At 38.8% G+C, this 15,566-nt stretch carries 10 protein-coding genes; 2 read left to right on the forward strand and 8 right to left on the reverse strand.

The genetic code is table 11. From position 1 onward, the window contains the following. The first annotated feature begins 1 nt into the window (after position 1). On the forward strand, positions 2-2,674 hold the full coding sequence (locus tag AC1DNH_RS15900) for a glycoside hydrolase family 3 N-terminal domain-containing protein (RefSeq protein WP_477625511.1): 2,673 nt from the start codon (positions 2-4) through the stop codon (positions 2,672-2,674). A 481-nt stretch (positions 2,675-3,155) separates the two neighbouring features. On the opposite strand, the gene AC1DNH_RS15905 is transcribed toward AC1DNH_RS15900, so the two are convergent. The 8 genes from AC1DNH_RS15905 to AC1DNH_RS15940 all read right to left on the reverse strand — a co-directional run bounded on the left by AC1DNH_RS15905 (position 3,156) and on the right by AC1DNH_RS15940 (position 12,707). Next, positions 3,156-4,241 (reverse strand): Ldh family oxidoreductase, encoded by a 1,086-nt coding sequence (locus AC1DNH_RS15905; RefSeq protein ID WP_477582193.1) that lies wholly within the window; start codon positions 4,239-4,241, stop codon positions 3,156-3,158. 109 nt (positions 4,242-4,350) lie between these two features. Next, the gene (gene bshC / locus AC1DNH_RS15910) at positions 4,351-5,937 is read right to left on the reverse strand and encodes a bacillithiol biosynthesis cysteine-adding enzyme BshC (protein WP_477582195.1); all 1,587 of its coding nucleotides are present in this window, start codon (positions 5,935-5,937) and stop codon (positions 4,351-4,353) included. Between the two features lie 69 nt (positions 5,938-6,006). After that, positions 6,007-7,851 carry an alpha-L-fucosidase gene (locus AC1DNH_RS15915; protein ID WP_477608090.1) on the reverse strand — a complete coding sequence of 615 codons (1,845 nt, stop codon included), beginning with the start codon at positions 7,849-7,851 and terminating at the stop codon, positions 6,007-6,009. A 366-nt stretch (positions 7,852-8,217) separates the two neighbouring features. Beyond that, on the reverse strand, positions 8,218-10,119 hold the full coding sequence (locus AC1DNH_RS15920; RefSeq protein ID WP_477608091.1) for a DEAD/DEAH box helicase: 1,902 nt from the start codon (positions 10,117-10,119) through the stop codon (positions 8,218-8,220). A gap of 324 nt (positions 10,120-10,443) precedes the next feature. Further along, positions 10,444-11,301: a carboxylesterase family protein gene (locus tag AC1DNH_RS15925; protein ID WP_477608093.1), complete on the reverse strand. Its 858-nt coding sequence runs from the start codon at positions 11,299-11,301 to the stop codon at positions 10,444-10,446. Positions 11,302-11,334: 33 nt separating this feature from the next. Then, on the reverse strand, positions 11,335-11,427 hold the full coding sequence (locus AC1DNH_RS15930; protein WP_477585776.1) for a hypothetical protein: 93 nt from the start codon (positions 11,425-11,427) through the stop codon (positions 11,335-11,337). Positions 11,428-11,605: 178 nt separating this feature from the next. Beyond that, positions 11,606-11,968, reverse strand: a complete 363-nt coding sequence (locus AC1DNH_RS15935) for a hypothetical protein (RefSeq protein ID WP_477585778.1) — start codon at positions 11,966-11,968, stop codon at positions 11,606-11,608. A gap of 271 nt (positions 11,969-12,239) precedes the next feature. Further along, entirely contained in the window at positions 12,240-12,707 is a 468-nt protein-coding gene (locus AC1DNH_RS15940; protein WP_477608095.1) for a DUF4293 domain-containing protein, read from the reverse strand. A gap of 353 nt (positions 12,708-13,060) precedes the next feature. Here AC1DNH_RS15940 and AC1DNH_RS15945 point away from each other — a divergent pair, with 353 nt between their 5' ends. Continuing rightward, positions 13,061-15,550, forward strand: coding sequence for a prolyl oligopeptidase family serine peptidase (locus AC1DNH_RS15945; protein WP_477584669.1), 2,490 nt, complete (start codon positions 13,061-13,063; stop codon positions 15,548-15,550). The last annotated feature ends 16 nt before the right edge of the window (positions 15,551-15,566 follow it).

Genomic DNA, 15,566 nt, shown 5'->3' on the forward strand with positions numbered 1-15,566 from the left:
AATGCCGAAACCGAGAAGATACCTATATTTATTGCCTGCATTATTTTTCTGCAGTGGCCTTTTTGCTCAAGTTAAAAAAGGGCAATCTTTACCCTATAAAAATCCGAAATTAAATATCGATTTGAGGGTAAAAGACCTCATTTCGAGAATGACGCCAGAAGAGAAATTCTGGCAGTTATTTATGATTCCTGGAGATGTTACAACTGAAAATAAGACACAATTTAAAAACGGTATTTTTGGTTTGCAGGTTAGTGCTGCTGCCCAGGGAAGTGGTAATGCGCAACAAATGTTAACCTATAATACCTCTGAAGACGGACTTTCTCTGGCTAAAAAAGTAAATAAAATTCAAAAATATTTTGTTGAGGAAACCCGTTTGGGCATTCCCATCATTCCATTTGATGAGGCTTTACACGGTTTGGTTAGGCAAGGTGCTACTGCTTTTCCACAATCAATTGGTTTAGCTGCAAGTTTCGATACTACTTTAGTGGCCAAAATTGGTACGGCTATTGCCAATGAGGCAAAGGCACGTGGTTTGAGGGATCTTTTGGCACCTGTAATCAATATGGCTACAGATGTAAGATGGGGCAGGGTAGAAGAAACCTATGGGGAAGACCCTTATCTAACAACTGTAATAGGTCATGCTTTTATGAATGCCATAGAAAGGCAGAATATCATTGTTACCCCAAAACATTTTATTGCCAATGTTGGCGATGGCGGGCGGGATAGCTACCCGATAGAGATGGATAAACATTTTTTAGAAGAAATCCACTTTCCAGCATTTAAAGATGGGGTTAAAAACATAGGTATCCGTTCATTAATGACTTCCTATAACAGCGTTTTTGGTACTCCGGCAACCTCAAATAAATGGCTGCTCACCACTAAACTAAAAACAGAATGGGGCTTTAAAGGTTTCGTAATTTCTGATGCAGGTGCAGTAGGAGGTGCCAATGTGTTACATTTTACGGCTAAAGATTATAAAGATGCTACGGCGCAATCGATTAATGCTGGCCTTGATGTAATCTTCCAGGTAGATTATAATCATTATAAACTTTTTCTGCCCGCATTTTTAGATGGTAGCATTCCCAAATCGAGAATAGATGATGCATTGTCAAGGGTGCTGAAAGCTAAATTCGAGCTGGGGCTGTTTGAGCATCCTTACGTGGATGAAAGTATTGCTGAAAAGATGCTGAGCGATCAAAGTAATCACAATTTAGCCAAAGAAGCCGCTTTAAAATCTTTTGTGCTCCTGAAAAATGATAACAACACGCTTCCGTTAAAAAGTGAAAAGCAGATCTTACTGGTAGGGGAAGATGCTGTTGAAGCCAGATTAGGTGGCTATAGCGGTACCGGAAACAATAAAATAAATATATTGGAGGGCTTAAAAAATGCCGTATCCAATAACGTTAAGGTTAATTATGTAAAAGGCAGTAGCCGGGATCTGCAATCTTATATTCCGATAGATAGTCAGTTTCTTTCTGCCAATCAGAAAGCAGGATTAATGGGAAGCTATTACAAAGGGCTTCAATTTTCAGGAAACCCAATTAAAGAAGTAAATGATAAGGCTGTTAATTTCAGTTGGACGTTATATCCGCCAGACGAGCAGCTCCAATTGGATGATTATTCGGTAAGGTGGGCCGGTAAAATTAAGGTGCCACAGAATGTTGATGTTAATATCGGATTGGAGGGAAATGATGGTTACCGATTATACCTGGATAACCAGTTACTTATCGATAATTGGGATAAAAAATCTTTCAATACGAAAACCGTTCCATTTCATTTTGAGAAAAATAAGGAGTATGCAATTAAGATCGAATTTTTTGAACCTAAAGGCAATGGTAAAATCAAACTGATCTGGGATTATAATATCAGGAAATCAAACGAAATAACTGATGCGGTGGCTGCTGCAAAAAACAACGATGCAATCGTATTTGTTGCAGGCATAAAAGAAGGAGAGTTTTTAGATCGGGCGATGTTAAACCTGCCTGGTAATCAAGAAATGCTACTGGGAGAACTCGTAAAAACCGGGAAACCTATTATTGTGGTATTAACCGGTGGAAGTGCGATCAATATGCAGCCTTGGTTAAATAAAGTAAGCGCAGTTTTAAATGTTTGGTACCCAGGCGAAGCAGGAGGTAGCGCCATTGCAGATGTACTGCTTGGCAAGATAAATCCGTCAGGTAAACTTCCAATTACTTACCCGATAGATGAATCGCAGTTACCATTGGTTTACAACCATAAACCTACTGGAAGAGGCGATGATTATAACAACTTAAGCGGGGAACCACTTTTCCCATTTGGATATGGATTAAGTTATACCAACTTTTCTTATAACAATTTGAAGTTTAACCGTAAAAGTATTGCTAAAAATGAAACCACTAACTTAAGCTTCGAGCTTAAAAATACTGGCAATTATGATGGTGAAGAAGTGGTGCAGTTGTATATGAGACCTTTGTTGAGCAAATTGGCACAGCCAGTTCTTGCATTGAGGGCTTTTCAGAGGGTACATTTAAAGGTTGGTGAAACAAAGGTAATTTCATTCAAACTGGATAAAGAGGTGCTGCAAACACTCAATATCAATAATGTATGGGAAGTAACTCCAGGGCAGTATAGAATTATGATCGGATCATCAAGTAAATCACTTTACTTAAAAGATAACTTAACTGTTAAGCCTTAAAAAAAGACCTCCTATGGTTAGGTATAAACCATATCATTAATAGTTGCCGCAGATTCTGGTTAAATCTGTGGCTTTTTTATTCTAATCCGTGTTTTCTTACATCCGTCCTCCTGAATTTATTTCAGGATCTATTGAAGCAGTAGAATGAATAATGAACTCACCTAAGTGTTTTTGCTGCGGAAACACGGAAAACATGAAATTTTCATTCGATCGTCATCCTGAGAGGTTAGTTTTAGAAAAAACAAAGGAGGGGTGATGACAGGTCCGTAGAATCGTCATTTCGACCGCAGTGGAGAAATCTTTGAATGAAGTATGTTAAAAGATTTCTCCATTTCGCTAGGCTTCAGTCGAAATGACGACTGATTTTCTAAACCTGTAATTGGTAGCGTAATCGAAGGATCTTTAAGGAAAAATAGAATTGCTGCACCCAACTTTGCGAACTTAGTGCTTTCTTCTCAGCGCCCTTTGCGGTTAAATGAAGTTATTTTAATTCTTCAATACCCAATTTCACTGCAAGTTCATTCAGATCCTTTACCACAACATCAATGATCGGAATACCGCTGATTTTCCTTTCCTGCTCAAATTCATGTTCAGGTTCGCCAGGGATGATTACCTTTTTATCAGGATCTATCGTTTTTGCACTTTTAAAGCGTTCTACCCAATTATCTAAATGATTTTTGAAGTCTGCAGCTGGTCTGAAACCATCTACGCGCATAGCGCCCAGAAAGTGGCCAAGTCCTTCGCCAACCGGATTGGCCGATGGTTCTAAGAAAGCCACAAAAGGAGGCACCCAAGGGCCATAATTCGCGCCAGATAACACCGCTGATAAAATATCGACCGTAGCACTTAACCCATAACCTTTATGACTGCCATGATCTTTATCACTGCCCAAAGGAAGGAGCGAACCGCCATTTTTTAATTCGTTCGGATCGGTAGAGTTTTCCCCACTTTTATCCTGGACCCAACCATCCGGAATACTTTTGTTTGCTCTTTGGGCAATTTCCAGTTTTCCGTTTGCTGCCGCTGCTGTGGCCATATCTACAATTACTGGTGGGTATTTTCCGGCTGGGAAGGCATAACACATGGGGTTTGTACCCAATAAACGTTCGTTAGCATAAGTAGGGGCTACCAAAGGACTTGCGTTGGTCATACTGATTCCGATCATATCCTTTTCTACCGCCATTAAAGCATGGTAGCCTGCAATACCGAAGTGATTGGAATTTTTAACCGATACCCATCCGCTACCGTATTTTTCTGCTTTTTCTATAGCAACTTTCATGGCAAATGGTGCAACCACTAAGCCTAAACCTGCATCGCCATCTACAGTGGCAGTAGTTGGTGTTTCATGTACGATTTTAATATCGGGCGTAGCATTTATCCTTTTCTTTTCCCAAAGGAGTACATAACCGCTTAAACGGGCAACGCCATGCGAGTCGATTCCACGTAAATCTGAACGGATTAATACATCGGTTGCTAAATCGGCATGCTCATCAGAACAGCCCATTTTTTTAAAAACGCTAAAGGTAAAAGCTCTAAGGTTGGTTTCGGTAAAAGTGATGAAATTCATAGTATACTATTTGTCGTCATCCTGTCTCGATTTTAAATCGGGATCAGGGTTTTCCTTGATAGATGCTGATCCCGAATATTCGGGACAGCATGACGAATCTAAAAATAAATTACGGCAATAAAACAGTAAAATCGCCTCCCAGTGGTTCGAAGTTTTCTATGCATGAGGAAAGAAAATCTTCTCCATAATTTACATACATGGGTGCAATATTTAAGGTTCTTTCCTGAAGTGCTCCATTCGGGAAAAGTCTTTTCTTTACATTATCAATCTGCAGCAATGCCGTTTCATGTTTCCTTTTCTCTGCGCGGAATAGTTTCTTCTCCAGGTTAGCCAATAAATGATTGGTCCGCTGTTTTGCTGTATCTGTTGATACGGAAAGCGTTTTATCTATTTTATAGGCATTTAGCTTAATTTGATCGAAAATGCTGTTAATGGCCCTGGTTTCATCAGCCAAGCTCAATTGGGCAGTTGTATTTCGCTTTACCCAAATGTTTTTTAACGCTTCAACTGGTAAAAATATATCTTCTAAAGAAAAACCTAAGTGGTATAAATTCTGCGCACTGCGTTTATCAATCAATAAAGCTGAGTTACGAAGCAATAAAACTGGGAAATCAACTTTATAAAAGTCGAAATTTGCCCTTAACTGCATCCAGTAAGCTACTTCTGCACCACCACCTATATAAGCAATGTTTGGCAAAATCACTTCCTGGTACATGGGCCGCATTACCACATTCGGACTAAAACGCTCGGGATGTGATTCGATTTCGGCTTTTAGTTCCGCTTCCGTAAAACTAATGTCTGTATGATTTACAATGTATTTTCCTTTTTCGAAGATCAAACGCTCACGCAGATTGTCGATAAGGTAAAAGAAGTTAATATCACGGCCATTCACCTGTGTTTTATAGCCTAAATCCTCCAGGTTTTTCGAACTTTCGTCGATATTTTTTGCACTATTATGCTGAATAATATCTTCGGTAATGATATTCGCGAATTGTTTTTTTAGTTGTGCATCATCCGCATTTACAATCACCAGACCATATTTCTCGAATAAGTTATTCACCAAAAACCTGGTGGCGTCGGCTAAATTATCGTGTTGCAAATAGGCCTGTTCTACCAATTTGGCAATTCGTTTTCCGTTTTTAGAGATCCCGAGGTATCCTTTATAAGCCGTTACCGCTGCGGCAACGGTTTTGGTGCTTAGTCTTCCGGTGGCGCCGTTGGTTTGCTGTATCCAGCTAATGTTCTTTTCATCAACACTTACATGGTTAATTTCATCAAAATCGTGATCCTCTGTTGCCATCCAATAAACCGGAACAAAATTTTTATCGGGATGTGCCATTTTTAACTCGATGGCTAAATTAATGGTGGTTACAATTTTGTAAATAAAATAAAGTGGACCAGTAAATAAATTCAATTGGTGGCCCGTTGTAACCGTAAAGGTGTTCGCTGAACCTAAAAGTTCTATGTTTTTGGTAACCGATTTATTGGGCTGTAAATGCTGGTATTGATCTTGTAAAACCTTAACTAAAGTTTCTCTATTGCCTAAAAAATTTCTATGCTCAATTGCTTTGGCTAAACCCTCCATATCAGGACGATAGCTATAAAAAGCTTTAAGCTGATTTTCGTCGTTAATATAATCTAAAACCAGTTTTGAAAATGATCCGGTTTCCTGATATGAGATATATTTTGCCTGCATGATGTGCGAAAGTAATGCAATTTAAGGATAATCGTAAAGTCGCGCCACTATTTTACAATTGTTAAATAATTAGAGGTTGCTTTCAATCGCGCCAACTTTTTCGCGGTACAAATCAATCGGGCTATCTAAAAGTACTGCAATTACGGTTAATTCGGGATCTAGTTTATCTTTGGGTACCGGAATGTAAACAATGCCCGGTATTTTGCTCCAATACAGTTTGTTATAAATTTCGTGCGGTAGCATGGTACCTTCACCCACAATCCTGATCCTGCTGATGTTGTTTTTTAAACCTTTAATGGCAATTGGCCCGGTTGGCGTGCCTTCTACAAATAAGTAAAGGGTTTGTTTATCTGCAGAAAGTGCCGTATTGCCTTGGTAATGTCCAGACGGAATTCCGCCCGTTGTTTTGTATAGCGCTTCTGCGTTTTTAATTACCCAATTGCTAATCTTTTGATCTGCGCTTTTAATTCCAGGGTTAAAGTCTAAGCCATCAGCAGGTAAACCGGTATTTTGAAATACATTTGTACCCGCATTTAAGTTAATGGTCAGCCTGTTTAGATTTAAGTTGGTCAAACCCCGTTGTTTGGGCGCAGCATATAAGTCTGCGAGCGAAAGGGTTTCCTGTTTGTCTTCATCGAGCTGAATAGGGCCGTTTAATGATACTTTTAGAACGGTTACATCGCTGTCAAAATCGGCATCTTTTAAATTAAGCAGATAATCTGTTTCATTTAGCTTAATTGTATATGGCTGAGCTTTGCTACCAACTACTTCAATCTTGTTTATTTTTGATTTTATACCTGATAGTAAAATCCCGTTTTTGGTTTTATAATCGAGATACAGGTACAATACATCTTTGTTTTTGGATAAGGTAGTTTTACCGATAATATGCCCATCTGGAATCCCGGCCTGTGTACCATAAATGGCCTCTGCGTGTTTCTGGGTCCAGCGGCCTAAATCCTTTAAAATTTTAACCTGCTCTGACGCAATGGTTCCATCTGCTTTTGGTCCAATATCAAGCAATAAGTTACCGCCCATGCTAATACAATCAACCAGCGTGCGGATGATCATGTTTGATGATTTATAATGATTGTCATAAGGCTGATAGCCCCACGAATCATTCATGGTGTAACAAAGTTCCCATTCTGGTGAGTTTGGTTTTACAACGGGAACACCTTGCTCCGGTGTATCGTAATCGCCATGCCCGTTTAAGCGAGAGTTGATAATGATGTTCTGATTTACCTTGCGTAAATTTGTCAATATGTTTTTGGCCTGCCATTCTTCTCCACTATGCTCCCAATCGCCATCAAACCATACCAGATCAGGATTATATTTGGCCGAAAGTTCGTTTAACTGCCCTTGAAAATAATTTTGGAATTTTTTAAAGCGTGGTGTATCCTGTTTATAATCATAACGTTTCCTGTCGCGGGTAAAACCATCATAATCCGGGTAGCTCCAATCAGGTAGAGAAAAATATAACCCTGTTTTAAGACCCGATTTTTTAAGTTCGGCCACAAATGGAGTGATTAAATCTTTTTTGGCAGCACTATTTTTTAGTGTGGTAGTGGCTAAGGGAGCTTTACTATCCCAAAGGGCAATACCATCATGGTGTTTTGTGGTAATTACGGCATATTTGGCGCCACTTTCTTTAATCAGGTTTACCCATTCTTCTGGTTTGTACTTTGCAGCGGTAAAACCATCAAGCTGTTTCATGTAAGCATCATGATTGATGTAGTTGTTAAAAAACGACCACGATTCGGAAATACCATTAACCGAATAAATACCCCAATGGATGAAAATACCCAGTTTGGCATCAGCAAACCACTGCATTTTTTGATCAGAAACCTTTTGTTGGGCAGAAAGTTTACTGCTGATGAATAGTGAAAATAAAACGATGAAAAACTTTAAATAACGCATGATCGTGTTTAGTATATCTAAACGTTAAATATAATGTTTTATAGCTGTTTTTAAACAAAAATTGGGTGTGAAGTCAGATGTTACCATCTGACTGGAGATTGATTTAGTAAGAAAAGTCAGATGGTAACATCTGACATCACATATATATAGAATGATCGTCATCTCGATCCGATAGCTATCGGATGTAGTGTAGTCCCGAACTTTCGCGCGAGAGAGCTGCTGTAGATTTAGTTTCGCTGAGCACTACCTGGTTCTCGGCTGCGTTGCACTTCGCTCGAAATGACGATCCTCAAAACAACAAAATTTACCCATAAAAAAAGCCGCTCTGAATAATCAGAACGGCTGTAAAATATTTGGTTTAGTGATTTACCATTTTTTTCTGCGTTCGCCACTGCCACCTTCACGGTTTCCGCCTTCTCTGCGTGGACCTCCAGTGTTACCACCTTTGTCGTCACGGCTACGTCCAGAGAAATCTCTGAAACCGCCACCGCTGTTTCCACCTTCACGTCTTCCACTACCACCGCCAGATTTTCTGTCGCCGCCGCCACGATAACCGCCGCCACCGCCGCTTCTGCGTTCACCGCCACCGCTACGTCTTTCGCCACCACCGCGTCTTTCACCTGCGCCTTCACCACGACCACCGTCTCCGCTTTTCTCGATGCGTACCTGACGACCGTTAAACTCAACAGATTTAAAGCCTTCAAAAACTTTGTCAGCTACGTCGTCTTCCACTTCAAAGAAAGAGAAAACACCTTTTAAATCGATTTTACCAACGCTTTTGCCACCAATTTTACCGTTGTTACAGATAAATGATAACATATCGCCACGGGTAAACTCATCTACAGAACCTAAGTTGATGAACAAACGGGTGTAACCTTCGCTACCACGTCCACGTCCGGCACCTCTTTCGCCTCTGTCTGCACCGCGGTCGTCGCCAACTGCAGCATTTAAGTCAGGTGCTTTAGAGTAGTAATCCAAGAAACGGTTAAATTCTAATGAAGCAAAACGTTTAATTACATCTTCTTTTGATAAATCAGCAAATTCATCCATAATACGTGGAATGTACTGATCAATCTGTTCGTTGTTAACTTCTACATTGTGTACTTTATGTACCAAAGAGAACAATTGTTTTTCACAAACATCAAATCCTGTAGGAAGCTCAGCTTTGGTAAATTGTTTACCAATAATGCGTTCTAACTGACGGATTTTTCCAACTTCTTTAGAGTTGATGATACAGATAGAGATACCAGTTTTACCAGCACGGCCTGTACGGCCAGAACGGTGGGTATAACTTTCAATTTCGTCAGGTAAAGAATAGTTGATTACGTGTGTTACATTGTTTACATCGATACCACGTGCGGCAACATCAGTAGCAATTAACAACTGCATGTTACGCTCACGGAAACGTTGCATTACTTTATCACGTTGTTGTTGCGATAAATCGCCGTGCAAGGCATCAGCATTGTAACCATCTTTAATTAAGTGCTCGGCAACATCTTGTGTATCCAATTTGGTTTTACAAAATACTACGGCAAAAATTTCAGGGTTAAAATCTACAATACGTTTTAAGGCAGCGTATTTATCACGTGCACGAACAATATAATATTCGTGTTCGATGTTTACATTACCTGTATTTTTTGTGCCCATGGTTAATTCAACAGGGTTGTCCATATAGTTTTTAGCTATACGGCGAACTTCTGCAGGCATGGTAGCCGAGAATAACCAGGTTTTTTTGTCATCAGGAGTAGTTGATAAAATGTCGTTAATGTCGTCCTGGAAACCCATGTTCAACATCTCGTCAGCTTCATCAAGCACAACATATTTAACTGAAGAAAAATCAATGGCTTTACGGCCAATGATGTCCAACATACGGCCGGGCGTGGCCACTACGATCTGAACGCCTTGGCGTATTTCGCGTAGTTGTTGCATAATGTTCGCGCCACCATAAACGGCAACAACGTGGGCATTAGCAACGTTTTTAGAAAAGTTTTTAAGGTCGTTAGCGATTTGCAAGCATAACTCACGGGTAGGGCATAAAATCAATGCCTGTGGTTTATTAACTTTAAAATCGATTAGTTCTAACAGCGGCAAACCAAATGCGGCTGTTTTTCCTGTTCCTGTTTGGGCCAAACCAACAAAATCATTAGTGCCTTCTAACAGTACAGGAATACTTTGCTCCTGAATAGGTGTTGGAGTTTCAAATCCAAGATCCTTTACGGCATTAACGACGTCATCACTTATCCCCAATAATTGAAATGGGTTTGTCATTCGTCTTTTTATTTTTAATTGAGCCGCAAAGGTAAGGTTAATATTTCGTATTTCACAGATAATCAAGTAAATAGTTTTTTAAGCTAAATATTTGAAAATAAGGAAGTAACAGTAGATGTAAGATGGATGATGGAAAAGGTAGGGTGTAGAAGGTTTAAATTGAGGTCGTGATTGCAACAAGAACACGTGTTTTTTGTTTGGAAAGCGGCTGCAGTTGTGCTTAGGTTACCTCAGTCCCGTTTTCTGTTTCAATCTTTTTCAAACCTTTCAGGTTTTAAAAAGGATTTTCACGCCAACCGGGTTTAGGTTGCTGGGGTAAAGCAGCTATTTATGTTTGTATTTAAACAGCCAATGGGGCAGTTCGTCAGTTAAAATTGCGGGAGCGAAAATATCGTTGTGGGCCAGACTGTCGAATTCCCAAAACCTGGTTCTGTTGTTGTATTTTACCTCTTCAAAAAACTTTTCATCACTATTAAAAGGGTTTTCGGTATCCATATTTCCGTGAATCAACCAAATTGGAATGTTCGTGAGTGTTTTTACTTTGTCGAATTGCGGTATGCCAGAAATGCTTATGCCTGCGGCAAATAAATCTGGTTTTAACGATAAGGCATTGATCACAGAAGAAGCCCCCATCGAAAAACCGATCAGATAAATCCTATTCACATCAATATTTAAATTGCTTTTTAAGCTATCAATCAGCTGTAATGCGGTTGTTAAACACGGCTGTGGTACAGAGGTAAGTAGATTTCTGCTTTGGTCCATCACGTAATTTGATGATCGCGAAGGGAACTGGGGTGCCAAAACAAAAGCTGGGTATTTTGCCTGTATTTCATCCGTAGCAAATAGTTTTGCCAAAATACCCAGCTGGCTGCTATTGTCGTTTCCAACCGCGTTTGATCCATGAAATACAATTACCAGTGGAAGTTTTCTGTTTGTACTTTTTGGTTTTAATAAACGGTATACAATTGGTGTACCACCAGCGCCTTTGAATGACCCTTTTGTAAAAACATCGGTATTTAAACCTTTTATTTCGGCTATTCTCTGTTTAAGGTAAATAGAATCAACACTTTTTTCGATTTTGGCTTTTTCAAAAGTATGGATGCTTTTGTTGCATGATAAGATTCCGCAAAGCAAAACCACTAAACAGATATAGTTAACCGCATGATTTATTTTAATGTGCATAGAGAGAGGTAATTTTCTGTTAAAATTAAAGAATTAGCGCAAGCTTTCAGCCGAGCGTATCAATCTTTCATCCTTGTTAATGCCGAAGATGGCAAGAATCAAAAATAAAATAATGAGTGTGGGCATAAAAGTTACACCAAAATGCAAAACCGGCAATTAGTAATGATGGTCAGCATTGTAATCCTCTTTTGAGCGCTTCTACTTTTAAAGTTGAAAATGTTTGCAAAGCAGATTAGTGCCAAAAAATATTTAAAATTAATATTAGATAAATAGTTTTAATCAAACTATTTTGTTTTTTGAGTCGTTAACGGGCCATAATCAGTGCGGTTTCTAAATAGGCCAGGGTATCCTGAGCTGTCAATTTGGAAACTATATCATCTGCAATATCGTTAAATGTAATCCCCAATTGTTTTGAAGTGGCTCCGCGTTTTAGCAAAAAAACTGTTCTCGAAAATGAAAATTTATCGTAATCCCCACGGGCAACCCTTACTTCCTGTGTAATAAAGTTGTATCCATTCTGAGTTGGGATAGGAGTTATTGGAGCCCGGTATTTAAAAATCTGATCAATGAGTTGATTGTTGGTTAACACGGTTTTTGGAGAGTAGAACAAAATTAAATCTCCGTCTTTTACTACTGTATAGTTTACATTTCCGTCAATTGTTGCCACATCATTAGTTGAAAAAACCAGACTGCTACCATCTGCAACCTAGTGATCTGGTAAAATAAAGATGCTTTCGTTTTTAATAAACTGCTTAATTATATTTTGATCTTTTATTTCACCGTTCGCCGTAAATAAACGTGTTTCCGATTTTTTAACCAGATTTTCTGTTTGTAGCATTAATGGGAAATTTATTTCAGATTTGCTTCCGCCTTTTTTGCACGAAAAGAGTAAACAGATAAAAAGAACGGTAAATGTATTTCTGTAAGTCATAAGCGAATTATCTTAACCTTTCGGCCGAGCGGATTAATCTTTCATCTTTATTGATGCCGAAAATGCCAAGTACAACGAATAAAATAGCTAAGGCAGGCAAATATGCTCCAACACCAAAACTAGCACCTTCAATACCGCCAGGTAGTTTTTTAGCATAAACACTGCACCAAAAAGCAAAACCTCCAATTAGTATGATCGAAATAACGGCAATACGTTTTTGAAAACTTCTTTTTTTATAGTTGAAAATATTCATTAAACAAATAAATGCAACAGCGATATTGGTGATAATTAAAGGTAGAAAAGATTGAACTTTAAGACTTATKCCTGCTTTAATGGTTAAAGTTTGGTATAGCCCGGTGGTATATACCGCTGATTCTGTTCCTGCAACATCTTTTGTGGCGATAGGTAAAAACAACATTAAAACTAAGGTTAATGCTGCTAAAAAAAGCCAGATCGATTGTATTCTTTGTATCATGTCAATTTAAAATAATAAACAATTATAGGGATTCTATTTCAACCTTGAAAAAACATTCTTCCTGCTAATCGGAGATTTTGTTAAAAACACTAAGTTTTAATACATTTGATTTTCCATCCAAACCATAACAGATTTAATGCTTTTCTCAGTTAAGCAGTTACCCACGGTATTACTGCTTTAAAGAAATACATTTTTAACTGGAATACTTAGCGACTGGTTAAAAAATGATGAAAAATTTATACAGGTTGTCACGTTGAGCCTGTCGAAATGCCTTTAAAGCTTATCCTTCGACAAGCTCAGGATGACAAGTAAAATATAAAAACGAAATTAAACAGTTTGTTAATAAAACGTTTATGCTGAAAAACTTACTTTTTCTAATTCTCCTACTTGCTGCAACAAACACCTTTGCGCAAGATACCCTTAAATTTGAGCAGGCATTAACGGTAGCCAGTGGTAGCCGCTATGGCCGCGAAGCCGTTTATACCGATTTACTGGCCTGGCAAATGGCGAATGGAAAATTACAGAGTCCCACCGAAAATGGGGCATTTTCTGAAGGAAAAGATGGCCAAAAAATATTGTGGAAAGCAATTAAAGCAGATGCTAATGGCCGTTTTAGTGCATTCTCCAGAAGATCTTTTCAGGCTACAAATAATCCTTTCCTGAATCCAGGTAGCATAGATAGAGGTTCTGATTATATCTACATTACTTATACTTCCCCAAAAGAACAAACCGCAATTTTAAATGTAGTTGGAGGCAATAGTTTGTTTTTCAATGGTACCCCACATATGGGCGATCCCTATGCATCGGCTTATATGAATATTCCGGTTCAATTAAAAAAAGGTGTAAACGAGCTTTTTGTAAGAGGTGCCAGCATATTGCCAATGATCATTATTAATGCTAAAAAGTTAATCATCCATACAGACGACGTTACTTTACCGAGTATTGTGCTCAATCAGGCAAATGGTGTACTAAAAGGGGCATTAACGGTAAGTAATTCTTCTTTGAAAGATGTTAATGATTTGCAAATCAAAACTGTTTTAAATGGTAAACAGCAGGAAGTGGCCATTTCGCGTATCGCCAAACTGAGCATGAGGAAGGTGATTTTTGAGTTAGATGCAAGTACCATAACCACACCAGGTAATTATAATCTCGAAATACAACTCTTACAGAACAAAACAAATGTAGATCAGAAAACGATTGTAATTGAAGCTTTAGCAAATTCATCAAGCTATAAACAGACTTTTATCAGTAAAATTGATGGCAGCTTGCAGTATTTCGCAGTTACCCCGCAACTTAACGGCTGGAAACCAAATTCAGCATTATTTCTGTCGGTCCACGGTGCAGGTGTTGAAGCCATTGGTCAGGCTAAAGCCTATAAATCTAAAGATTGGGGAACGGTAGTTGCTGCCACTAACCGCAGGCCACGTGGTTTTAATTGGGAAGATTGGGGTAGACAGGATGCTTTAGAAGTGCTGGCGTTGGCAAAGGATCAGTTTAAACCGAACGATAAACAGATTTACCTCACCGGCCATTCTATGGGTGGACATGGTACCTGGTTTTTAGGCGCCACTTATCCCGATAAATGGGCTGCTATTGCGCCTGCCGCAGGTTATGCTTCGCTTAAAGATTACGGTTCTGCCGATGGGAAAATCCCTGATAGTAGTAAAAATATGGTCGAAAGGATGTTGTTAAGAGCTGGCAACCAGAGCGATGTTCCGAAATTAGTGACTAATTATACACCATTGGGCGTTTATGTTTTGCATGGCGATGCGGATAGGGTAGTGCCTGTTAGTTATGCAAGGCAAATGAAGAAATTGCTTGCTGGTTTTCATGCCGATTTTAGTTATTATGAATATCCAGGTGGCGAGCACTGGTTCGGTGATCAAAGTGTAGATTGGCCACCTATTTTTAGTTTTTTTAAGTGGCATACTATTGCTGCCGATTCTGCTGTAAACCGCATCGATTTTACCACATCCAGTCCCGGAATTTCGTCTACTTATCGCTGGGCTACTATTTATCAGCAAACGCAGCCTTTACAATATAGTCGCATCATTTTAACAAGAGACAGGAAGCTATCAACCATTGTTGGTAAAACCGAGAACGTTGCGCTTTTAAAATTGGCTTTAACAGATTATGTTGCAAAAACACCCATAAAAATTACTTTAGATAGTTTAACAGTTATTAATTATACCACACAAAGCGTTAACGATACCCTGTTTTTAGAGAAAAATAACGATGCGTGGCAAATCATCACCAAAATTGACAAAAGAGATAAAAATCCGTTACGATATGGCACATTTAAAGAAGCTTTTAATCATAAAATGGTTTTTGTGGTAGGAACAAACGGTTCTGCCGAAGTCAATCTGGCTAATTTAAATAAAGCCAAATACGATGCTGAAAGCTGGTATTACCGGGGCAATGGAGCTATTGATATCATTATGGATAAAGAATTTTCAGCATCAAAATACCAGGGGCGTAATATTATTTTATATGGAAACTCCGAAAATAATACAGCCTGGAATAAATTACTTAAAGATTGTCCTATACAAGTAAGCAATTCGCAAATAACCACGAAACAACATGTGTTGAAAGGCGATGATTTAGCCGCATATTACATTTGGCCTCAGCACGACAATAAACTATTGATAGGCGTAGTGGCCAGTACTGGAGTAAAAGGGATGAAAGCGGCTTATGCCAACCAGTATTTTGCTGGAGGTAGTGGTTTCCCTGATTTTATGATTTTTTCATCTGAGTTACCAAAAGAAGGAAGCAAAGGCATTAAGCTGGCCGGTTTTTACGATAATAAGTGGCAGTTTGACGAGAAAAATACCGCTAAGCCTTAGTTATGGCTACTTATAA

This window comes from Pedobacter sp. 01N310 (assembly GCF_056399805.1).

What these genes read in the sequence shown, in the direction of transcription:
- AC1DNH_RS15920 (WP_477608091.1), bottom strand. Translation starts at nt 10,119, where the DNA reads ATGACAAACCCATTTCAATTATTGGGGATAAGTGATGACGTCGTTAAT.
- AC1DNH_RS15945 (WP_477584669.1), top strand. Translation starts at nt 13,061, where the DNA reads ATGCTGAAAAACTTACTTTTTCTAATTCTCCTACTTGCTGCAACAAAC.
- bshC (WP_477582195.1), bottom strand. Translation starts at nt 5,937, where the DNA reads ATGCAGGCAAAATATATCTCATATCAGGAAACCGGATCATTTTCAAAA.
- AC1DNH_RS15915 (WP_477608090.1), bottom strand. Translation starts at nt 7,851, where the DNA reads ATGCGTTATTTAAAGTTTTTCATCGTTTTATTTTCACTATTCATCAGC.
- AC1DNH_RS15930 (WP_477585776.1), bottom strand. Translation starts at nt 11,427, where the DNA reads ATGCCCACACTCATTATTTTATTTTTGATTCTTGCCATCTTCGGCATT.
- AC1DNH_RS15925 (WP_477608093.1), bottom strand. Translation starts at nt 11,301, where the DNA reads ATGCACATTAAAATAAATCATGCGGTTAACTATATCTGTTTAGTGGTT.
- AC1DNH_RS15900 (WP_477625511.1), top strand. Translation starts at nt 2, where the DNA reads ATGCCGAAACCGAGAAGATACCTATATTTATTGCCTGCATTATTTTTC.
- AC1DNH_RS15905 (WP_477582193.1), bottom strand. Translation starts at nt 4,241, where the DNA reads ATGAATTTCATCACTTTTACCGAAACCAACCTTAGAGCTTTTACCTTT.